The organism is Methylophaga sp. UBA678, from assembly GCF_002299105.1.
In the GTDB taxonomy this organism is placed as follows: Bacteria; Pseudomonadota; Gammaproteobacteria; order Nitrosococcales; family Methylophagaceae; genus Methylophaga; species Methylophaga marina.
The window spans coordinates 38,238-58,677 of record NZ_DBNG01000033.1 but is presented as its reverse complement, the minus strand read 5'-3'; the positions used below and the strand labels follow the sequence as shown (position 1 = coordinate 58,677).

General features: G+C 44.0%; 22 protein-coding genes. 10 read left to right on the top strand and 12 right to left on the bottom strand.

The genetic code is table 11. The annotated features are described in order from the left end of the window. Position 1 precedes the first annotated feature (1 nt). The gene (locus B3014_RS14645) at positions 2 to 1,030 is read left to right on the top strand and encodes a CgeB family protein (protein ID WP_289244569.1); all 1,029 of its coding nucleotides are present in this window, start codon (positions 2 to 4) and stop codon (positions 1,028 to 1,030) included. A gap of 6 nt (positions 1,031 to 1,036) precedes the next feature. On the opposite strand, the gene B3014_RS14640 is transcribed toward B3014_RS14645, so the two are convergent. From B3014_RS14640 to B3014_RS14605, 8 genes are all read right to left on the bottom strand, one after another. Further along, positions 1,037 to 2,758, bottom strand: a complete 1,722-nt coding sequence (locus B3014_RS14640; protein WP_289244570.1) for a carbamoyltransferase family protein — start codon at positions 2,756 to 2,758, stop codon at positions 1,037 to 1,039. A 64-nt stretch (positions 2,759 to 2,822) separates the two neighbouring features. After that, positions 2,823 to 3,545, bottom strand: a complete 723-nt coding sequence (locus tag B3014_RS14635; RefSeq protein WP_289244571.1) for a lipopolysaccharide kinase InaA family protein — start codon at positions 3,543 to 3,545, stop codon at positions 2,823 to 2,825. Positions 3,546 to 3,632: 87 nt separating this feature from the next. Further along, complete coding sequence (locus B3014_RS14630; protein ID WP_286305668.1) at positions 3,633 to 4,604, bottom strand: glycosyltransferase; 972 nt, start codon at positions 4,602 to 4,604, stop codon at positions 3,633 to 3,635. A gap of 136 nt (positions 4,605 to 4,740) precedes the next feature. Then, complete coding sequence (locus tag B3014_RS14625; protein WP_289244572.1) at positions 4,741 to 6,240, bottom strand: hypothetical protein; 1,500 nt, start codon at positions 6,238 to 6,240, stop codon at positions 4,741 to 4,743. After that, positions 6,237 to 7,268: a lipopolysaccharide heptosyltransferase II gene (gene waaF, locus B3014_RS14620; RefSeq protein ID WP_289244573.1), complete on the bottom strand. Its 1,032-nt coding sequence runs from the start codon at positions 7,266 to 7,268 to the stop codon at positions 6,237 to 6,239. Before waaF ends, B3014_RS14625 begins: the two co-directional genes overlap by 4 nt. A gap of 2 nt (positions 7,269 to 7,270) precedes the next feature. Then, positions 7,271 to 8,083, bottom strand: a complete 813-nt coding sequence (locus B3014_RS14615; RefSeq protein ID WP_289244574.1) for a ZIP family metal transporter — start codon at positions 8,081 to 8,083, stop codon at positions 7,271 to 7,273. Positions 8,084 to 8,122: 39 nt separating this feature from the next. After that, positions 8,123 to 8,872, bottom strand: coding sequence for a peptidoglycan editing factor PgeF (gene pgeF, locus B3014_RS14610; RefSeq protein ID WP_289244575.1), 750 nt, complete (start codon positions 8,870 to 8,872; stop codon positions 8,123 to 8,125). Then, positions 8,865 to 9,662, bottom strand: a complete 798-nt coding sequence (locus tag B3014_RS14605) for an inositol monophosphatase family protein (protein WP_289244576.1) — start codon at positions 9,660 to 9,662, stop codon at positions 8,865 to 8,867. Before B3014_RS14605 ends, pgeF begins: the two co-directional genes overlap by 8 nt. Positions 9,663 to 9,765: 103 nt before the next feature. On the opposite strand from B3014_RS14605, the gene B3014_RS14600 reads away from it, so the two are divergent. The 6 genes from B3014_RS14600 (at position 9,766) to pmbA (ending at position 14,828) form a co-directional block, all read left to right on the top strand. Next, on the top strand, positions 9,766 to 10,488 hold the full coding sequence (locus B3014_RS14600; protein WP_289244577.1) for a 16S rRNA (uracil(1498)-N(3))-methyltransferase: 723 nt from the start codon (positions 9,766 to 9,768) through the stop codon (positions 10,486 to 10,488). After that, positions 10,485 to 10,796, top strand: coding sequence for a DUF3301 domain-containing protein (locus B3014_RS14595; RefSeq protein WP_286305661.1), 312 nt, complete (start codon positions 10,485 to 10,487; stop codon positions 10,794 to 10,796). The genes B3014_RS14600 and B3014_RS14595 overlap by 4 nt, the downstream gene beginning before the upstream one ends. 18 nt (positions 10,797 to 10,814) lie before the next feature. Then, positions 10,815 to 11,807 (top strand): response regulator, encoded by a 993-nt coding sequence (locus tag B3014_RS14590; protein ID WP_289244578.1) that lies wholly within the window; start codon positions 10,815 to 10,817, stop codon positions 11,805 to 11,807. After that, positions 11,807 to 12,643 carry a peptide chain release factor N(5)-glutamine methyltransferase gene (gene prmC, locus B3014_RS14585; protein ID WP_289244579.1) on the top strand — a complete coding sequence of 279 codons (837 nt, stop codon included), beginning with the start codon at positions 11,807 to 11,809 and terminating at the stop codon, positions 12,641 to 12,643. The genes B3014_RS14590 and prmC overlap by 1 nt, the downstream gene beginning before the upstream one ends. A 30-nt stretch (positions 12,644 to 12,673) precedes the next feature. After that, entirely contained in the window at positions 12,674 to 13,432 is a 759-nt protein-coding gene (locus B3014_RS14580) for a HesA/MoeB/ThiF family protein (RefSeq protein ID WP_289244580.1), read from the top strand. Positions 13,433 to 13,493: 61 nt separating this feature from the next. Next, positions 13,494 to 14,828: a metalloprotease PmbA gene (gene pmbA / locus B3014_RS14575; RefSeq protein WP_289244581.1), complete on the top strand. Its 1,335-nt coding sequence runs from the start codon at positions 13,494 to 13,496 to the stop codon at positions 14,826 to 14,828. Positions 14,829 to 14,831: 3 nt separating this feature from the next. Here the strand turns inward: pmbA and B3014_RS14570 are convergent, their stop codons facing one another. Genes B3014_RS14570 through B3014_RS14555 form a run of 4 tightly spaced genes read right to left on the bottom strand, consistent with a single transcriptional unit; the run spans position 14,832 to position 18,204 of the window. After that, the gene (locus B3014_RS14570; protein ID WP_289244582.1) at positions 14,832 to 17,039 is read right to left on the bottom strand and encodes a PilZ domain-containing protein; all 2,208 of its coding nucleotides are present in this window, start codon (positions 17,037 to 17,039) and stop codon (positions 14,832 to 14,834) included. Positions 17,040 to 17,050: 11 nt separating this feature from the next. Continuing rightward, entirely contained in the window at positions 17,051 to 17,317 is a 267-nt protein-coding gene (locus B3014_RS14565; protein WP_289244583.1) for a BolA family protein, read from the bottom strand. Beyond that, a complete protein-coding gene (locus B3014_RS14560) occupies positions 17,314 to 17,613 on the bottom strand; it encodes a YciI family protein (protein ID WP_289244584.1) in 300 nt (99 codons plus the stop codon). The genes B3014_RS14565 and B3014_RS14560 overlap by 4 nt, the downstream gene beginning before the upstream one ends. A gap of 12 nt (positions 17,614 to 17,625) precedes the next feature. Then, positions 17,626 to 18,204 (bottom strand): septation protein A, encoded by a 579-nt coding sequence (locus B3014_RS14555; RefSeq protein ID WP_289244585.1) that lies wholly within the window; start codon positions 18,202 to 18,204, stop codon positions 17,626 to 17,628. Positions 18,205 to 18,257: 53 nt separating this feature from the next. On the opposite strand from B3014_RS14555, the gene B3014_RS14550 reads away from it, so the two are divergent. Genes B3014_RS14550 through B3014_RS14540 form a run of 3 tightly spaced genes read left to right on the top strand, consistent with a single transcriptional unit; the run spans position 18,258 to position 20,417 of the window. Then, positions 18,258 to 19,091 carry a PHP domain-containing protein gene (locus B3014_RS14550; protein WP_289244586.1) on the top strand — a complete coding sequence of 278 codons (834 nt, stop codon included), beginning with the start codon at positions 18,258 to 18,260 and terminating at the stop codon, positions 19,089 to 19,091. A gap of 26 nt (positions 19,092 to 19,117) precedes the next feature. Further along, entirely contained in the window at positions 19,118 to 19,741 is a 624-nt protein-coding gene (locus B3014_RS14545; RefSeq protein ID WP_286305652.1) for an L-threonylcarbamoyladenylate synthase, read from the top strand. Next, on the top strand, positions 19,707 to 20,417 hold the full coding sequence (locus tag B3014_RS14540) for a lysophospholipid acyltransferase family protein (protein ID WP_289244587.1): 711 nt from the start codon (positions 19,707 to 19,709) through the stop codon (positions 20,415 to 20,417). Before B3014_RS14545 ends, B3014_RS14540 begins: the two co-directional genes overlap by 35 nt. The last annotated feature ends 23 nt before the right edge of the window (positions 20,418 to 20,440 follow it).

Here is a 20,440-nt window from a genome sequence, read left to right as displayed (position 1 = left end):
GGTGACGGACAAGAAAATTTTAATTCTGGATGGAATTGGTGGTGCCACTCTCGGTCGAGATATTCATGCTTGTATAGACAACTCAGAATATTATGATTTAGCTAAGTTGGAGAATATCAGCTTATATAAGCCTCGCTCAGCTTTCACAAAAGTACAACGAAAACTATCTGAGAAAAATAGTTTTTATTACTTACCCAAGAAACGTTTTGAGTCGTTGTTATCATTAATTGAGGAAATTAAACCTGACAGTATTTTTGTTATAGGTTTTTTATATCGCTTTATTAAACCCAACCACCTCGCAGATTTAGCTAAAACTAAAGGTATAAAACTCTATTTATACGATACTGATAGCTGCAATCTATATTCAAAGCGTAGAGAGTTTATCTATTTTATTGAGAATGAAGTCCGTGTTTATGATCGCGTATTTTCATTTTCAAAAGTAGTGACAGAGTTTTTCAATCGAAAAAATATTAATACGATATTTTCACCTTTTGGGGCTAATCTGGTTGAAGCTGAGCCAGCTAAGTATCAGCATGACGTTTTATTTGTAGGTAGCGCTGATCTGAGACGTTGTTTTATGCTGGAACATATTGCTGATTATGTTTCTATCAAGGGAAATCGATGGAAAAGAAATCAATCAATAATGTCACCTGCTTTACAACAGAAAGTTGATGACAAACCGTTATGGGGACAAGAACTTTATCAGCATCTTGTCAGTTCTAAGATTGTATTGAATATCACTCGAGGACCATTCTATGCAGCTGAAACTGGTGTTAATTTAAGAATCTTTGAGGCAATGGCGGCAGGGTGTTTTGTCTTAACAGATTATTGTGATGAAGTGGCAGATTTATTCGAGATTGGTTTGGAAATTGAGACGTTTAAGGGCTCAAAAGAGCTGGTAGAAAAAGTGCTTTATTATTTGAGTAATGATGATGCCCGTTTAGCTATAGCTAAACGGGGACAGCAGAAAATAAGCCAACACTACACCTGGAAAAAACGTGTTGAGTATATGCTGAGCTATATGGATTAAATCAATCTACTTTGTGATGAGTATATCTTCCATCACTAAATACTGTAGATCAGAACCGAAAAACATATTTAATGCATCAGTTGGGCTACATACCATTGGCTCTCCGCGGCGATTCAGCGAGGTATTTAAGACCACACCATTGCCCGTGAGTTTCTCCATTTCCTGCAGCAGTGAGTAGTAACGAGGATTGGTTGCTTGAGTGACAATTTGAGCCCGAGCCGTACCATCTTCATGCACGACTTCAGGAATACGCGACTTCCAACTTTCAGCCACATCAAATGTAAATGTCATATACGGGCTAGGATGATCTGTCTGTAATATTTCTGGTGCAACTGTATCCAGCATACTAGGACAGAAGGGGCGCCAACGTTCACGATATTTAATCTGGGCATTAATTCTGTCAGCTACGCCTGAATGACTCGGTGAACCCAGAATACTTCGATTACCTAAAGCGCGAGGTCCAAACTCCATATGCCCCTGGAACCAGGAAACTGGATTACCATCAGCTAGAATTTTAGCTGTTTCGGCGGTGACATTGTTCATTCGCTCCCATTTAACTGGCTGTTCGTATTGCTCACAGGCCTCAATACATTGTTCAGTGGTATAGGCTGGGCCTAAGTAGACATGCTCCATTTTTTCTACGGGTACACCGGATAATTGTGAAGCATAACTGGCCGCACCAATGGCAGTACCCGCATCGCTTGCCGCCGGTTGTACAAACAGTTCTTTGACACCGGACATGGCAATAATACGCTGGTTGAGTTTCACATTGAGAGCCACACCACCAGCATAAGCGATTTTGCCAGTGTCTTTAATAATGTCACCCAGATAAAAATCAATCAGTTTTAAAGCTGTTTTCTCTAACAGGTCTTGGATGCTTGCGGCGTAATCGATGTAAGGCTCATCTTTTTCATCGCCTTCTCGCATAGGGCCGAGCCATTCGATTAACTCAGGACTGAAAAAGTAGCCTTTGCCATTCTTCTTGTAACGGCGAGTGCCTACGACATTGACCAGTTTGGTATTGACCTTGAAGTCACCGTTTTTGTAGTCAATTAAACGTGAGAAGTCGAAACGCTTCGGATCACCGTAAGGGGCCATACCCATTACTTTGAATTCGCCATCCAGCATTTCAAAGCCAAGATATTCTGTTAATGCACCATAGACACCACCAAGTGAATCCGGATCATAGAATTCTTTGATCTTATGAATCTTGCCATTTTCGCCATAACCAAAAAAAGTAGTGGCATATTCGCCTTTACCATCAATACCGATAATGGCTGTTTTTTCTTTAAAACCACTCAAATGGTAGGCACTACTGGCATGCGCTAGATGATGTTCAACTGGGACAAATTTAACGCGTTTCGCTCCGATACCTAGATCATCTAATAACTTCATTACATTTCGGTGATTCCGCCAATATCGACGGTTACCGCTGAATAAAGCGGTAAGTGCGCGGTCAGGGGCATACCAATGGCGCTTTGCATAGTGCCAGCGTGCGGGTGATTTCAGGCCAATCTCAGCGTAAGGGAAAGCCACAATATCAATCTGATCGGGACGAATACCAGCCTGTTCTAAACAGAATTTAGTGGCCTCATAAGGCATTTTCCCTTTGGCGTGCTTGTCACGCAGAAAACGCTCCTCTTCAGCAGCAGCTACAAGCTTTCCATCAATATATAAAGCAGCAGAGGCGTCGTGATTTACCGCGCCAGACAAACCTAAAACGATCATGATGTGATATATGTCTTTGAGTTAAACAGTGCGTAAGTATATCGCATGCAGTCGGTCAACACGACTAATGACGTTTTGCTTTTTTGGGCTTAGCAATTTTATGTAAAAGTTGTTTAGTCTTTTTAGACAATGGTTGTTCATTGAAATACTGTTGTAAAAAGAAAACGCGGTCTTTCATTGACCAATCTTCATTAGCATGACGGTCTAGTGTGCCCAGATCTCTCAGCATCGATTGTCTGACCAACAATGTACGTTTCATTTTCTCCAGATCGATGATTTTTATCTTCCAGCCGTTAGATACTGGCTTAGCAAAAATGTGTTTGGGATAAAGTGAATTATGTTGAAAATGTGCTTGGTGCATATTCACCAATACATGAGCTACAGCTTTCAGTAATTGTTTACGTGACACATTTGATAAGCTTGAGGGAGAAATGTTTTCGAGTGATTGATAATCTCGAAGCTCTTTTGTAACCAGTATCGCCCTTGACTGGTCACATGAAAAATAGACAGGTTCAAGTGTAGGAATATGCTTAGCCGTAAGTTTAAGAATATTGTTATATTCTTTTTGAAAGGTATGAATGCCTTTTAAAGGATGACACCATGTTTTTGTGCGATGATTTTCCTGACGTTTGATAAACACATCAATAGCACCATGTGTTGTTTCAAGTACATATTTAACCACACCACTCCAGCCACCGCGTCTGTGGTTTGGGGGCTCGAACCAATCTGTATCCAGTTGCCATATCGTGTCAAAGTCATATTTGTTTTTGTGTTTTATGTCTGCCATTTTTATACGACCTGATTATTGAATATATTTGCTATGTAAAGTAATGCATTATTCTTAAATACTGATTAATTGGCAAAAACAAATCAGTTAAGGTGAGAGAATTTTCTTTATTTGCTCTAATTTCCAAAATGCTCTCCTCCCAGCTTCATCAGAAAAGTAAGTATGTAGTTTCATAAGCGAAGCATCATGACTATATGTTGACTCTCTGTTATTGGCTGAATGAACCAGTAACTCTGCTAACTTTTCAGAAGATGCAAAAGGAAATAATAGCCCTGTGTTTTCTACAATTTCTTTTGCTCCTCCACAATCACTACAAATTATAGGTAGATTCGCGATCATAGCTTCCAGCACAACCATACCAAAAGGCTCACTATCAGAGGTCAAGACAAAAATATCGAAGGCTGTAAAGTAACGCTTCGCATCTTTGATGTAGCCAATAAATTTGATGTTGTCTTCTACATTCAGTGATTGAGCAAGATCATGAAGTTTTTGTTGAAGCTTGCCCTTGCCAATAATAATTAACAAAGTATTCTCAGGGAGCGCATGCTTTGCTTTGGCAAATGCCCGAATCAGTGTCTCTTGGTCTTTATCAGGATGTAATCTGCCTACATTACCGATAACATAAGATTCATCAGGAATATCTAGCATTTCTCTGGCTTTAGCTTTACTCAAGAGCTCATTTTTTGAGTGTTCTATATCCACTCTGTTATATAAAGTTTCGATCCCATCTACGGGAAAACGGGGTAAGTGCTGTTTTATATCGGCTGATACAGCCTTGGATACCCCTATGAGTAATAAGCGAGATGAGAAGAATTCTGTAAAAAGCCTTCTTCCTAAACGGTCAAAGTCACCAAAAGCGTGATGAATACTCATTACAGGAAGTTGTGTGGCAATGAGGGCTAAATATGTGGGTTTTGTCCTATGTGCAATACAAAGTTCGTAGTGTTTTTGTTGAGATATTCTCTTCACTCGTTTCAGTAGTGATAACTTAAGTCCTTTAAGTTTATGCTTTGGGCTTTCAAGAAAAATGACCTCATCAGACAGTGTATTTTCTAACAAGTCAGCTCTGGGGGCTCCCGTTAGGAAGACCGTTGTAACAAGGAAACTAGTGCCTTTAAATAATGATGCATATTGTCGCGCGCAATCATCAAAAGGCGGATCGTAGCTATGGCATAACTGCAGAACGTGACGTGGTCTAGTTGTCAATATTTAACACCCTATAGATGACTGCCTTATCACCTCGAGCGTTCTCACTGTAATGAATTGGCATCAAATCCCAGTTAGCATATTGTTTTTTTCTTTCTGCGCGAGAGGGCTTCTCGATAACAATAAAATAATCAAACTGCTTGTTAGTTTGAAGCGTTCTATCGAGTTTTAACCGCGCTTTAGGCTCATTTTCATGGAAATAAAAATCAATAAAAATATCGTTGGTGAGAACCCGGCTGTTTTCCGGCAAATTTTGGCTCGCCCAGATCGCAGTTTCTTTTATATAGCCTTTGGTCACACTGGTGGTGAAGGTATCAATGATACTCGCAAGAAGTAAGAAGGGGATGAGTGTAAGGGCAAATTTATTTTTGGCTAGCCAGTAATCATCAATCAGACGACACATCGCAGGTAGCATAAGCAGGACCACAGCAGTAATTAGCATGACTGCATAACGGGTACTGATGAAGTAATGTTTAAATAGGAACGTAAGCAGAATAATGAGGTTGATGCCAATGAAGAAAAGCAGGAAGCGACGAGTATTACTTTCCGACGAGCCTGTTTTTTGCTGCACTTTAGCCATGGTAAAAAAAATAAGGTTTAGCGGCGATAAACCCGTAATGATTTTTGCTAGTAACATATATACAAGGCCTGAAGCTAAAATCATCCCGCCGTAGCGTTCGGAATATTGACTCAATAACTCTTTACCTAGAATAGTCGCTTTCTCATGAAATACCTCAGTAATACTTGAGTGGTCCAGAAATTCGGTCACACTGAGGAGTTTGCCAAAGGAGCTTTTCATGCCTTGTTGTTGAGTAAATACGGCTGCAGCCAATACGCCACCAAGAAGGAATAATGAACAGAGTTTAATAGCTGATTTTAAGCCATCTCTAAATCCTAGTTGGAACACTATGAATAGAGGCGTTGCCAGAATAATAACAATAGCTTCAACACGGAATAACAGGGCTAATAGGCTGGATAATTGCCAGTAAATACCATTTTGCCAATTAGGCTTTTCTAAAAAAATAATGGTTCGGTAGATTGAAATTGAGATAAAAGCCCAATAGCCAATGTCTCTAATAATATAACTACGGTAGTCATTAAGTGTAGAAAAACAGAGAATGATTAAGGATGCAATAAAGACGTATCTTAGGTTAGCTAATAATTTATTAGCAATCAGTACTAGCGCATCAGTAAAAACCACAAAAAGCAGGCTATTGATGATCTGCCCACTCAATTCTAGTTGGATACCTGTAAATTGATGAATAACGGCAATTAAGATGGAAAAAAATGGCCAATCGTACATGGCTGCTGTCGCAGCCAATCCACCTTCTATATAAGCTTTTGCCATATTCAAGTATAAAACACCATCGCTATTAATCAGCTGATCGGTGGAGAATGCCAATACGGAAAACAGCAGACTAATGAATGCCGTAAATAGACGAATATTGTGAAGGGATAAGTCTGAAAAAAACGAGTTTAACGGTTTCATAATGTTGTTTTTATTAGTTCAATCACACTGTCAACAGACAGTTTTTTCATACAGTTATGGTGGCCTAATGGGCAGGTACGCTTAAAGCATGGACTGCATTCGATGTCTATCTGGGTGATGTGCGCGTTGCTGGCTAAAGGTGGGGTGAAAGCCGGAGAGGTCGGACCATATACAACCACTAATGGCACTTGTAAGGCAGCGGCGATGTGCATTAACCCTGAATCATTAGAGACCACCTGATCGGCTGTTCCTAACAGGTCGATGGCTTCTTCTAACTTTGTCTGACCAGCCAGGCTGATAAGGTTGTTTGATTGCTGACTGGAAAGATGGATGATTTCTTCAGCGGTGCTGACATCCGCTTTGGAACCCAGTATCAACACTTGCCAGCCGGATGTAAGAAAAAAATCAGCTAAAGCGGCGTAATGAGAGGTTGGCCATTGTTTGGCTGGGCCAAATTCTGCGCCCGGACAGAGAATAAGTCTTTTTTGACCGTCCGACTGTCGTTTGGGGTTAATCGCTTCATTAGCAGGCTCGGCAAGCATCAAGGGTGCTTCATAAGCGGGCGGAATTCGTGATAATGACGCTGGATGCGCCAGAGCGACAAAACGCTCGACCATCATCGGCAAAGCCTGCTTATCGAGTTTTCGGGCATCATTCAGTAAGCCGTAACGATATTCTCCAAGCCATCCCGTTCTTAGCGGTATTTTTGCAAACCAAGGAATTAATGCTGACTTCCAGGAATTAGGCAGCACAATAGCTTGGTCGTAGCGTTTATCTCGTAATGACTGACCGAGTTTTTTACGCATATTCCAGCCAAAAATACCATGCGATATGGGCATACTGATGGCTTCATTGACCTCTGGCATACGTTGAAGCAGCGGTCGAGTCCAGTCCATAGCGAGCACATCGATGGTGACTTCTGGATTGTTCTTTTTCAACGCTATAAATAGCGATTGTGCCATCACCATATCGCCAACCCATGATGGGCCGACAATCAAAATCTTTTTATCAGGATTCCTTCCCGTCATACTTAATGTAGTGTGCTATGAGCGATATAGATGAATATAACGCCCAAGGCGATCAAGCTGATTTGTTGCAAAGACTCTGATGGCTTGACCTTATCGTGTAAGCCAGGAATTAAATCTGCTACAGCCACGTAAATAAAGCTGGATGCCGCAACAAGCAGAACATAAGGCAGAATTTGTTGCATATCAGAAAGGGCAAAATAACCCAGTAAAGCACCAGCCAACGTGCCTAAACTCGAGAGAATATTGTAATAAAGCGCTTTTTTGCGGCTAAAGCCGCTGTGCAGCAAAATTACAAAATCACCTAACTCTTGTGGAATTTCATGGGCGGCAATAGCTAATGCCGTCACAATACCCAAATGCACGTCTGTTAAAAATGCGGCAGCAATTAAAATGCCGTCGACAAAGTTATGAATTGTATCGCCAATGAGAATTAGCGGCCCTGCAGACTTATGCTTGTGATCGTGATGGTGACCACCGTGGTGATCGGGTCTGTCGAGTTCAGGGATATGTTCGTGACCATGATGGCTATGACAATGTCGCCATAACACCATTTTTTCCAGCGCGAAGAAACTGAGTAGACCAATAAGTAAGGTAAAGCCGATAGCATGTGCATCAATGGCGTATTCATGTTCGATGGCGTGAGGGATTAAGCCAAGAAATGACGCGCCTAACATGGCACCAATCGCAAAGCTGACCAAATGTGGCACCGTTAAACTACGGTGTTTTTCGGGCAGTAATAAAAAGGATGAAGCAACAACGACGCTTAAAAGTCCGCCTACCAGACTAAAAACGATGATCCAGATGAGTAATTCCATAATGATCCAACAAGGCTGAATTAAGCCGGTAATGATACCTTATTTATTGCCGATCCAGATAAGCGAAACGATGCGACCGGTCTCGCCATCGCGCCGGTATGAAAAAAAGCGTGAGGTCTCGGTCACCGTACAGGCATCGCCACCAGACATTTGTGTGATGCCAAGCTGCCTTAATCTCAAACGGGCAAGTTGGTAGATATCAGCCAAATAGTGGCTATTATCCGTTTGCTGAAACGCGACTTGTGCGGTATCTGAGTGATTGATAAATGCCTCAAACACATCTTGACCGACTTCAAATTTTTCGGGACCAATTGCGGGCCCCAGCCAAACATGAAGTTTATCTGTTGAGTCTTGAAAACGCGATATAGTCGTTTCTATGATGCTATCGGCTAAACCACGCCAGCCAGCATGAATGGCGGCAATTTCAGTACCAGCTTCATTGCTAATTAATAGAGGCAAACAATCCGCTGTCATAATGGCGCAGACGTGATCGTTTTGATTACAGTAGATGGCATCTGCTTCGATGCCTTCATACCAGTCCTGACTGTTGATGACCTTAGTACTATGCGTCTGTTGTAACCAAAGCGGGGAAGCCGGCAGCGTCAAGGCTGAGGCAAGTAGTTGACGATTTTTTTCTACATTCTCATGTGTATCGTTAACGTGTTCGGCAAGATTAAGGCTGTCGTATGGGGGCGGGCTGACACCGCCCTTTCTGGTGGTTGTGTATGCCTGAATATGGTCGGGCATTGTCCAGTCTGGCGTGACAAATTCCAGTGATTTTCTAACCATTCACGGCATCCAGCAAATAATTTTGCCAAACTTGAAATAACGCCTCATCAATGGCAGCACAGGAAGAGCGTGGCTCTAATGTGTAACGAAATGAAGGGTTTCCATACAGTGTCGAAGCAAAACCACCGGCTTCTTCCAAGATCAAGTCACCAGCTGCATAGTCCCAGATTTGTTGTTTACCATGCAGATAAATATGGCCCCGTCCGGCTGCTAGCCAGCATAACTCGAGCGCGATAGAACCTAAATTCCGCTGTGAAGCAAAAGGACGATCTCTGACAAGTTTCAACGCTAAATCTTGAGGTAGCCGTTTGAAATCTACAAAGGCAATAGTGTTATCCAAACTGAGACTAGGAGAGGTTAAACGCAGAGGTAAATCATTTAACCAGGCTCCCTGACCACGAAGAGCAGTGAAACTCTCATCTCTCGATGGATCAAGCACCATAGCAAAAGTCACTTTACCTTGCTCGATTAGTGCCAATGAAATGGAGTAAAGAGGCAAGCCAGAAGCAAAATTGCTGGTGCCATCGACCGGATCAAGACACCATATTGGCTTACCAGAATCGAAAAGCTGCTGTTGCTGTTCGGTAGACATTTCTTCACCCAGTAGCGCAATATCAGGATACAGTTCGGCGAGCCTTTTACTTAGAGCGCTTTGTACTGCATCATCTGCTGCGGTGACGATGCTGCCATCTTTTTTGTAATCCCGGCTAACGTTATTGGTCAATGGAAGAAGGGTCGTGAAGGCCACGTCCCTGACAATGTGTTGAATTTGTTGCCGGTCTATATTCATGACTTGAGTATAACAGTGAAAAAAGGAATTTGATTCAATCTATCGATGACAATCTGTAAACTGCTTATCACTTTACTTGCTTTTTGACACCAACAACATGCGCATGCCTCGATTTTATACTGAAACACTGTCATCTTCTGAATCAGAATTTGTCTTACCGGATGACGTGCACCGTCATGCCATTCAAGTGCTGCGGCTCAAACCAGGGGCCAATATTCGTTTGTTCAATGGTGGCGGTATGGAGTATGAAGCAGAGTTGACCCTTGTTGAAAAGCGGCATTCACGCGTGCGCCTGGGCAATGCGATTGAAACACAGAAAGAATCACCATTAGGCATCACCTTATTACAAGGCGTTTCACGTGGTGAGCGAATGGACTTTGCTATACAAAAAGCGGTGGAGTTGGGCGTCAAAAAAATTGTGCCTGTGATAACCGAACGTTGCAATGTGCAGCTAAATGGTGACCGCGCTGATAAACGCTTTCATCATTGGAGAGGTGTCATGATTAGTGCCTGTGAGCAATCAGGTCGGAGTTTTTTGCCTGAATTAAGCCCAGTTCAAACATTAGCCGATGTATTATCTGATTATCAGGATGAGCTGAACTTGGTACTGGATCCTCTAGCAGAAACACGCTTTACTGAGTTGTCAAAGCCTCAATCGCTAACCATGTTCATTGGTCCAGAGGGTGGTTTAGCGGATAGCGAAGTGGCGATGGCAAAAGATACCGGTTATCAGGCTGTACAATTTGGACCACGTATTTTACGAACGGAAACAGCCGCGGTGGCAGCTCTGGCTGTCTCTCAAACATTATGGGGTGATCTAGGATGAATGACAGCGAAATTTTAGTCATCATTCTAGCTGCTATAGCCTGGTTTTGGTGGGACAGTCGCGGTGTGGCTGAACGCGCGACGCTGGCAGCAAAATCGTATTGCGCCAATACCGGCGTGGCTTTTTTAAACGATACGGTGTTCTGGCGTAAGATACGATTTAAACGTAATCGCCAAGGTCGTATACAGTTGCAGCGGTATTACTTTTTTGAGTTCGCCAGTGATATGCAGCAGCGTTATCAGGGGGAGGTCATCATGATGGGTAAAAAAGTCGAGTCGATTAAAATGGATGCGTTTCGCGCCGGTTAACATCAACAGAGGATAATCATGACTAAATTGATGGCATTAGTGGTGGATGATTCTCGCGTTGCCAGAATGACCTTAAGCAAATTGCTACGTGACCATAGTTACAGCAGTGTGGAATGGGGTAGCGCTGAAGAAGCGATGCAATGGTTACAGACCACGGATACCTTACCGGATATCATCTTTATGGACGTTATGATGGCGACGATGGATGGCCTGACAGCTACCTCCCAGCTGAAACAACACCCACAATGGGGACATATTCCGGTCGTCATTTGTACAGGTAATGAAACGGAAGCTGATCAGAAAAAAGCATTTGATGCAGGTGCCTCAGCTGTTTTGAGCAAACCGCCCGAAGCGGATAAGCTGGAAAGTATATTAGATGAAATTGAGTTCAGCGCTATCCCATTGCCTGATGCTGCTCATGCTGATTCTGAGTCAGCGCAGCCAGAGATAAATGTCATCCTGGCCTCATTTAAAGATGAGTTACTTCGAGATGTTGAACAACGGTTGCAATCAAGCTCAACGACTCAGTCTGAAGCTTCAGACCAGTTTGGCCGTGATGAGGTTGTGCAGCTGGTAAGAGAGCTCACTGAACAACAGTTTTCCGCTTTAAAACAATCCTTATCAATTCAGCTGAATGAATTGGTGTCGATAACCGCAGAACCGGTTTTAGAGCAAACGCTAAAAGAGATGGACTTAAGTTCAAACATTGATCGTGCTTTGGAGCAAAATGCCACCAAATGGTTGGATAAACAGCAAAATGTGGTGCGTGAGTCGGTACTTCGCCAGTTAAAACATGATCTAAACCCGCTGGTCGCCAAAAGCCTGGAAAGGTTGGTGAATGAAAAAATATTGCCGCTTATTCGTAACCAGGTCACAGCAATGAAAAATGAATTTGATACTAGTCATCAGGAGCAATGGGCACAAATTCAGGCGCAACTGATGATGCAGCGTAAAATCAGTATTGGTGTGGGTGTGATTGCTATACTCGCCTTAATCTTTGTTCTGATTTAATGTTGCCATCGATTCGTGAAGCACAGGCCTATGGTCGCACTTGCCTCGCTCATTCAAACAGTCCCGATGTCGATGTGCAGTATCTGTTATGTCACGTGTTGACGTGTTCGCCAACACGCCTGTTACTCGATGCCGAGACAGATCTGACAGAGCAGCAATGGCAAGACTTCAAACACCTCATCACGAGACGCCAAACCGGTGAGCCAATAGCGCATATTACGGGCAGCAGGGGGTTTTGGTCACTCGATCTGGCGGTTAATAATTCGACACTTATTCCCCGAGCCGATACCGAATTACTGGTCGCGCTGTCATTGCCAAAGCTGCAGCCGGGTATGCGCATAATTGATTTAGGGACAGGAACGGGGGCCATCGCTCTCTCCATCGCACATGAGCGGCCTGATGTCACTATCATTGCCAGTGACTTTCATCTACAGGCGGTCAAGTTAGCGCAACAAAATGCCCAATCCTATAGGCTTGGCCACGTTCATTTCTTTCAAGCTTCCTGGTTGAGTGCATGTCAGCCAGCTCAGTTTGATATGGTAATCTCGAATCCGCCTTATATCGAAGCAGATGACCCACATCTACAGCAGGGTGATGTTCGTTTTGAACCGCTTTCTGCGTTGATATCAGGACCGGACGGGCTTGATGATATACGCCAGATTATCAAGCAGGCTGCGATCTGTCTGAAACCAGGTGGCTGGTTACTCATTGAGCATGGACATGATCAATCCCGTGCAGTGCAGCAATTATTCTCAGAGGCAGGGTTTGTAAAGATTTCGGCTCACCAGGACTTTGGTGGTAACGATCGGGTTGTCATAGCACAACTCACGTTATAATGCCGGGCTATTCAGTAGAGTTAACAGACGATGAATGACGAACAGCTACTCCGCTACAGTCGACATATATTACTATCCCAGATGGATATTGAGGGCCAACAGCGTCTGCTCGATAGTCATGTCATGATTATCGGGATGGGCGGACTGGGTGCGCCTGTTTCGATGTATCTTGCTGCCTCAGGAGTAGGCCATTTAACACTGGTCGATGATGACGTGGTTGAATTAGCCAATTTACAACGCCAAATTGTTCATACACATAAGAATATCGGTCGAAAAAAAGTCGACTCCGCATATGAACAGCTTCATGCTCTGAATCCTGATATCACTATCGACATGATTGATGAGCGCTTGGATAAGCCTGCTATGCTGGCGACATCGCGTCACGTGAACGTGATCGTGGATTGCACCGACAATTTTGAGACACGTTTTTTCTTAAACGAGATCAGTAGGGAAAATCAGATACCACTGGTGTCTGGTGCCGCTATCCGTTTTGATGGGCAAGTCACTGTTTATGATCCGCGTCAAGCAGATTCGCCTTGTTATCGTTGTTTGTATGAAGATAAAGGCGAACTGCAGGAAACCTGCTCAGAGAGTGGTGTTTTTGCCCCGATGCTGGCCATGATCGGCGGTACTCAGGCTGCGGAGACATTAAAACTACTGGCAAAAATTGGGACACCTTTAACGGGGCGTTTATTACTGCTGGATGGGCTTTCCATGAGTTGGCGAGAGATAAAACTGAAACCTGATCCAAGCTGTCCAGTATGTGCGGACAGTCATCACCGTGAATAAACTGAACAAGCATGTCATGCTGTTGAGAAAAGACAAATAAGTCGAGGATTTGAACACTACTATGAGTCGAATGACAAATACTGTTGAATTGGAACGTGCTGCGGAAATGGCACTGACTGAAGCCAAGAAGCGCGGTGCAAGTGCTGCCGAGGTTGGGCTTAGCCACAGTGAAGGATTATCCGTCACGGTTCGTCAACGCGAAGTCGAAACGTTGGAGCACAACAATGATACAGGCTTAGGTATCACGGTCTATTTTGGACATAGCAAAGCATCGTCAAGTACCTCTGATTTAAGTGAAGCGGCCATCACTGAAGCTGTAGGGGCGGCCTGTAATATTGCCAAACATACTCAGGCTGATGAAGCGGCCGGGCTGGCGGATGCTGATTTAATGGCCACTGTATTTCCAGAGTTGTCGCTCTATCACCCATGGTCGATTGATGTTGAAAAGGCGATTGATCTTGCCACGCTATGTGAGCAGGCGGGTCTCGATAACGATCCACGAATATCAAATTCTGAAGGAGCGACCGTTTCCAGTCATACAGGTCAGCGTGTTTATGCTAACAGTCATGGCTTTATGGGGGCGACTCAAAGTAGTCGACATAGTTTGTCTGCAACGCTTATTGCTCAAGATGCACGCGGTATGCAGCGCGATTACTGGTATGACATCAAACGTGATGCTAATGATCTTCTGAGTGCTGAGTCCATCGGTTTAAAAGCAGCAGAACGGACATTATCAAGATTAGGTGCCGGTGAAGTAAAAACAGGTAGCTACCCGGTGATATTCACTGCTCAGATGGCCCCTTCACTGTTCGGACAGTTAATCTCAGCTATCCGCGGCGGTGCGCTGTATCGCAAAGCCTCATTTTTGCTGGATAAAAAAGGTGAGCAAATTTTCCCTGAGTTTATTCATGTGCATGAACAACCACATATTCTCAAAGCCTTGGGTAGTGCCAGCTTTGATGGTGAAGGTGTGGCCACACAAAATCGTGACATTATTTTAGATGGTGTGTTGCAAGGCTATGTGCTCGACAGTTATGCCGCCCGACGCTTGGGTCTGCAAACAACAGGTAATGCCGGTGGTGTGCACAACTTAACGATTGATAGCAGTACTGATGCTGATTTGGCTGCACTGATCAAAAAAATGGGTAAAGGCATTATCGTCACAGAAACCATGGGCATGGGTGTCAATATTGTGAATGGTGACTATTCACAAGGGGCCGCTGGCTTTTGGGTAGATAATGGTGAAATTCAATACCCAGTCGATGAATTTACTATCGCCAGCAACTTACAAGACATGTTTATGGGTATTGTGGATGTGGGAAGTGACGTAGATATTCGTGGTAATACGCGTTGTGGCTCAGTGCTGATTGATAAAATGATGATAGCGGCTGCATAAGGCCTATACAGGGTTAGTTGTTGCGTATTTCAGCGATATTAACTGCGTTATATCGGTCAGTTCTAGCAGTGCAAATAATTGAGATAACTGTTGACGCATTATTTTTATGCGATGAGCTTGTTGACTCCGCTGTTGGTTCAGCTGCGGTATAAGATCAGTCTGCTCATCAGCTTCTCTGTCATTGATTGGGCTGACAAAGCATTGAAATGCATGAAATTGTTTGGCTGATAGCCCACGCTGAAGAAAACGATCCTTATCCCTTTGCGTCATAAACTGATGATCAAACATCCACTGCCATTGGTCATGGTGGGTTTCAAATCCGTATAACGCGGTGTTCAGTGATTCACCTTCTTTAGCCTGCAAGCCTTTTACTTGCTCATGCAGTTCAGCTAGATGAATCTCGATAGAACGCCAGAAATTATCCGTATGCTGGTCAGCACCATTTCGTTCCGTGCAGCCAATGACCGAGATGTGTCTCTGACCTGATTCATCGACGCCCAGAAATAGCGGAATCGATTCTGAGGTAGTAAGTAAGCAGGGGAGGAATAAACGACTTTCATGATGCTGTATCAGGTCATCATGATTTTGTTTGAGTTGTGAATGGTTGCTGGCAATGATGTTGTCAAAAAACTGATTCTGGCTGGCGGAGCAATGCTCATGAATGCGTTCAAACCCCAGTTGATACTTGTTCTCCCAGCGTTTTTTATTTTTGAGTTGATAGGGAATACGTTGCAGACTGACCTTTTTTGTCTGACTTTGCCAGCGAGGAAAATCAACATAAACGACTTTATCCAGAGTCAGTTCAACGTTTAATGGTAGCGTCACTGATAAACCATGACTTGAGACATCCACACTGGTGCTATTCCACTCTTGCTCATTGATATGTAAGGTGACCGGAGTACGGATATGATATCGCTGAACCTGGCGTTTAATAACATGACTCAAGGCATATGGCGTAGGCAAATCATTTAACTCCCACATCGGGATGTCATAACATTCTGGCGTACTCTCTTGCGTATGTGTAGATTTGATTTCGGTGTCTGATAGCGCGGTTTGTAAGTCGATCAAACGAATAGCATATTGTGGATAGTGCAGATTATTTGCTAGCTGTTCTGCGTAGGCTGGAGCATGTTCCTTGAGCATGCTCAGAGATGATGCAGACACAGAATCATCAATTTGGATTGGGCTTCGCAGCATCAGAAACAGGTGCTGTTGCTCTATATTAGCGTGATTAAGTAATGCGCTGACTTGCTTGTCTGATTTTAATGAAGAAAAACATAAGCGTTTGTCACCGATCAAAATCAATCGTTTCTCTTGTTGTTTCTGCTCAGGCGCTGGCAGACTCTCAATCAGTGCACTCAGGTTGGTTTGCCAATGTTGCGTCTGCCAGTGTGCTTCAGCAGCACAAAAAATAGCCTGATAATCCGGGTAGTCTGCATATTGCACTTGCCACAATACCGGGTAAGCAAGATGATTAACCCAAAGGCGTCGATAAAAAGCTTTTTGTAAATTGAGTAGCTCATACTCGGTATCAATATGACGCTGTTTAGCCAGGTGTTCAATAAAGCCAGACATCCACTCTACAAATTCCATATCCGCGTTTTCTTGGGTAAGAATGAGGGTGGAGTAGGCTTCATCGTGTTCCAGTTTTAATATCTGATAACGCTGAAGCGAGAGAAAAGTGTGCCGGTGTTTTTCTGCAAGCTCGCTAAATTCAACCGTCACAGAGTCGCCAATGTGTAATGTATAACTACGTTTGATCGTGACCCGGATGGCCGTTGAAGATATATTGACGGTATGGCCGCTGTATAGCACATCTGCCATCCGAAGTTTGATGGGCGTACTAAAATTCAGTCGTTGCTCTGCTCGGGCAAAATTCTCATCCAGCTTCAGTCGTTGAATTTTTGTTTGGTCATCTTCCCTTGGCTCATCCGTGATACTGGCCTGTTCTAATTGTCTGATCGTTTTCAGTACGGCTTCGTAGACTGCCACGGTGTAGCGGCCCTGAGTACGCTGCATGAGTTGTTTGACTAGGAGATAAGCTCTATCATCCAAATAATGTCGACGGCCACCAAACTCATAGGCCTGACATTCCCCGCTTACCTTGCCTCGTAAATCAATAATTCGCAGGCAATCTTTGTTAAGACGTTGTTTTTCTAATCCTTGCAAAAAGGCTTGGTTTTTTTGCTTAAGATCAGCATTTTCAGCCATGGTGGTATGAGCTACACGTGATATTCGGCAGGCGTTTTTGCCTGAATACTCAAGGCGTGAATTTTCGATTTCATCAGAGATTCAACCTGCTCAAAAACCAAACGATGACGTTTGATAAGTGTTAAGCCTGAGAAGGCGTTACTGACAATCAGCACGTTGTAATGACCACCACCTGTATTGCCAGCATGACCAGCATGTTTATCGCTGTCATCTTCAATTTCAATCAGTTCTGGTGATAGGGCTTGCAGTGCAGTTTTGATATCGTCAATGGTGCTCATGGTAAGACTTTTTTAAAGGGTTTAACGGTGACGTTGGCGTAGACATCAGCATCCACATAAGGATCTTCTGCTGCCCATGATTGTGCTTGTTCAAGGCTGTCAAACTCAGCAACAACCAGACTACCACTGAATCCAGCTTCTCCCGGGGCTTCTGTGTCAACAGCAGGGTGAGGACCAGCCAAAACAAGACGGCCTTGGTTCTGTAGTACTTGAAGACGTTCCAAATGCGCAGGTCTGGCAGCAAGACGCTTGCTGAGACTGTCTGGATTATCTTCGCTGATAATGGCATATAACATAATTCACAATCCCTATTTTTTTACTTCTACAGCATGTTTGGCCAAATAAATGGACTGTGCCACAACAAAGACGATGGTTAGTCCTAACATGCCAAATAATTTGAAGTTAACCCACGTAGCTTCATCATAGTTAAAGGCCACATACAGGTTAACGAGACCGGATAATATAAAAAAAGCGACCCAGGCCAGGTTGAGACGAGTCCAGACTTTGGCTGGTAATTGAATATGATCCGCCATCATTCGTTCCAGCAACGATTTATCGGTAAACAGATAAGCCCCTATAAAGACTAATGCGAATAACCAGTTTACTGCCGTGGGTTTCCACTTAATAAAGTCCGGGGTATGTAACCAGAGCGTCAGCCCGCCTAACACTAGTACTAAGGCCAGAGTGATTAAATGCGCACGTTCGACTTTTCGATACAACAACCAAGTGATGCAAACCTGTAATAAACTGACCACAATCATGACGGCGGTCGCGACATAGATACCTTCTAACTGATAGCTAATGCCATTAAACGTGTACTCTCCGCCGCCGAACTTGTACGCTACAAAAAACAACACTATTGGCAGGAAATCGAAGAATAATTTCATTTCGTTTTTTCACTTCAAGCAGGATGTCTGCATTCTATCGTAAAATATCACCTATGACTCAGTTTGACTTACATACCCATTCCACCGCTTCTGATGGTTCGCTCACACCAGAAGCGTTGGTATCGCGCGCCAAGCAGCAAGGTGTTACTCATCTTGCGTTGACAGACCATGATGGAACAGAAGGCATCAGACAGGCGATGAAGGAGGCTCTGTCTCAGGATCTTGTTCTGATTCCTGGGGTAGAAATCTCCGTCAGCTGGCATGGTGCGACCGTGCATATTGTCGGTCTGCAAATTGATATTGATAATGCGGCTTTGCAGGAAGGATTATCAGCTTTGCGAGATTATCGGCGTCAGCGAGCCATAGATATTGCAACCCGTTTAGAGAAAGCCGGCATCTCTGGCGCTTATGAGGGCGCGAGTCAATATGCATCTGAAACGATGATGGGACGTGTACATTTTGCTCGCTTTTTAGTTGAAAAAGGCTATGCAAAAGATATGAAGGATGTGTTTAAGCGCTTTTTGGTTCGTAACAAACCGGGGTATGTCAGTGGCAATTGGGCCAGCCTCGAAGAGACCGTTAACTGGATTAATGCTGCTGGTGGACAAGCCGTGATAGCGCATCCTGCACGGTATAAAATGACGGCGACAAAACGTCGGAAATTAGTCGCTGAATTTAAAGATCTGGGCGGGGCGGGTATTGAAGTTGCATCAGGCTCTCAGCACCCGGAAGAGGTGAGAACAATGGCACGACTGGCAACAGAATTTGATTTGCTGGCTTCTGCAGGCTCCGACTTTCACAGCCCTGACAATAGCTATACTGAACTCGGTAAAATGACAGACTTGCCGCCAAATGTGACACCCATCTGGTCTACATGGGTGAATTAAGACCAAATTTTATAAAGTGATTTCATATGAGCCAGTTTTTTCAAATACATCCAGAGAATCCTCAGGTCAGACTCATCAAACAGGCCTGCGAAATTATTCGTCGTGGTGGTTTGATTGTCTACCCCACTGACTCTGGTTATGCACTGGGATGCCAGATTGGTGATAACAATGCCATGGAACGACTGCGTCGGATTCGCCAACTGGATGTCGATCATAACTTTACTTTGGTGTGTCGGGATTTATCAGAACTCTCAACCTATGCAAAATTCAACAATGCGGTCTTTCGTCTTTTAAAGGCCTACACTCCCGGTCCTTACACCTTTATTTTACCGGCGACCAAGGAAGTACCTCGAAAATTACAGCATCCCAAACGAAAAACCATAGGTTTACGCATTCCGGAACACACGATTGCATTGGCACTGTTGGAAGAACTGAATGAGCCTTTAATGAGTTCAACCTTGATTTTACCTGGTGATGATATGCCCATGACCGATGCCGATGACATTGTTGATGCCATTGGTAAGCAGGTGGATCTAATTATTGATGGCGGTGCCTGTGGTGCAGAACCCACCACCGTGGTTGAATTTGTTGATGACTTACCTGAAGTCACCCGACATGGCATGGGAGATACTGCGCCGTTTGAGAGTTAAGCGTATGTGGATAACGCTTATTCTTGTTTTCGCCTTTTTTATCTTGTGTTTATCTCAGTCACGCGCTGACTGGGGTGGCATGCATGTGAACTGGCTGGATGGGCTAACCCGCCTTCTCTGCAAAGTGTTACATCGTCATCCTGGTCTGGTGTTACCCTTGCCAGAACAAGGCCCAGCGATTGTGGCTGCAAACCATGTTTCCGGGCTTGATCCTTTATTGCTGATTGCGGCGAGCCGTCGACCATTACGGTTTCTGATCGCCTCAGAGGAATACCATCGCCCCGTTCTTCACTGGATTTTCAAAGCGGCAGGTTGTATTCCTGTTGATCGCAAGGGTAGAGCAGAACAAGCATTGCGAGCGGCAAGGCGTGCTCTGGAGCAGGGAGAGGTAATCGCCTTATTTCCTCACGGCAAAATTCATTTAGATAGCGATCCACCAAGACCAATAAAAGCAGGCGTTGTTCGCTTAGCCATATGGACAAATACACCGATATATCCACTGCGATTGGATGGTATTACAGCACAGGGACACGTGTTACTCGCGCCTTTTGTGCCCAGCCGAGTTGTTTTAACGGTTGGCAAAATATTGCCACCTGCGATGGAAATAGATGGTCTTAAAGCTGAATTAACGCGTCATATCGAGACCATGCAAAAACATCCACATTCGTTCTCTTGATTTTTATCGAGGCTTACCCCATT

Coding starts and splice junctions, on each gene's coding strand:
- B3014_RS14640 (WP_289244570.1), bottom strand. CDS start 2,758: ATGATCGTTTTAGGTTTGTCTGGCGCGGTAAATCACGACGCCTCTGCT.
- B3014_RS14635 (WP_289244571.1), bottom strand. CDS start 3,545: ATGGCAGACATAAAACACAAAAACAAATATGACTTTGACACGATATGG.
- B3014_RS14625 (WP_289244572.1), bottom strand. CDS start 6,240: ATGAAACCGTTAAACTCGTTTTTTTCAGACTTATCCCTTCACAATATT.
- waaF (WP_289244573.1), bottom strand. CDS start 7,268: ATGACGGGAAGGAATCCTGATAAAAAGATTTTGATTGTCGGCCCATCA.
- B3014_RS14615 (WP_289244574.1), bottom strand. CDS start 8,083: ATGGAATTACTCATCTGGATCATCGTTTTTAGTCTGGTAGGCGGACTT.
- pgeF (WP_289244575.1), bottom strand. CDS start 8,872: ATGGTTAGAAAATCACTGGAATTTGTCACGCCAGACTGGACAATGCCC.
- B3014_RS14605 (WP_289244576.1), bottom strand. CDS start 9,662: ATGAATATAGACCGGCAACAAATTCAACACATTGTCAGGGACGTGGCC.
- B3014_RS14600 (WP_289244577.1), top strand. CDS start 9,766: ATGCCTCGATTTTATACTGAAACACTGTCATCTTCTGAATCAGAATTT.
- B3014_RS14595 (WP_286305661.1), top strand. CDS start 10,485: ATGAATGACAGCGAAATTTTAGTCATCATTCTAGCTGCTATAGCCTGG.
- B3014_RS14590 (WP_289244578.1), top strand. CDS start 10,815: ATGACTAAATTGATGGCATTAGTGGTGGATGATTCTCGCGTTGCCAGA.
- prmC (WP_289244579.1), top strand. CDS start 11,807: ATGTTGCCATCGATTCGTGAAGCACAGGCCTATGGTCGCACTTGCCTC.
- B3014_RS14580 (WP_289244580.1), top strand. CDS start 12,674: ATGAATGACGAACAGCTACTCCGCTACAGTCGACATATATTACTATCC.
- pmbA (WP_289244581.1), top strand. CDS start 13,494: ATGAGTCGAATGACAAATACTGTTGAATTGGAACGTGCTGCGGAAATG.
- B3014_RS14570 (WP_289244582.1), bottom strand. CDS start 17,039: ATGGCTGAAAATGCTGATCTTAAGCAAAAAAACCAAGCCTTTTTGCAA.
- B3014_RS14565 (WP_289244583.1), bottom strand. CDS start 17,317: ATGAGCACCATTGACGATATCAAAACTGCACTGCAAGCCCTATCACCA.
- B3014_RS14560 (WP_289244584.1), bottom strand. CDS start 17,613: ATGTTATATGCCATTATCAGCGAAGATAATCCAGACAGTCTCAGCAAG.
- B3014_RS14555 (WP_289244585.1), bottom strand. CDS start 18,204: ATGAAATTATTCTTCGATTTCCTGCCAATAGTGTTGTTTTTTGTAGCG.
- B3014_RS14550 (WP_289244586.1), top strand. CDS start 18,258: ATGACTCAGTTTGACTTACATACCCATTCCACCGCTTCTGATGGTTCG.
- B3014_RS14545 (WP_286305652.1), top strand. CDS start 19,118: ATGAGCCAGTTTTTTCAAATACATCCAGAGAATCCTCAGGTCAGACTC.
- B3014_RS14540 (WP_289244587.1), top strand. CDS start 19,707: ATGGCATGGGAGATACTGCGCCGTTTGAGAGTTAAGCGTATGTGGATA.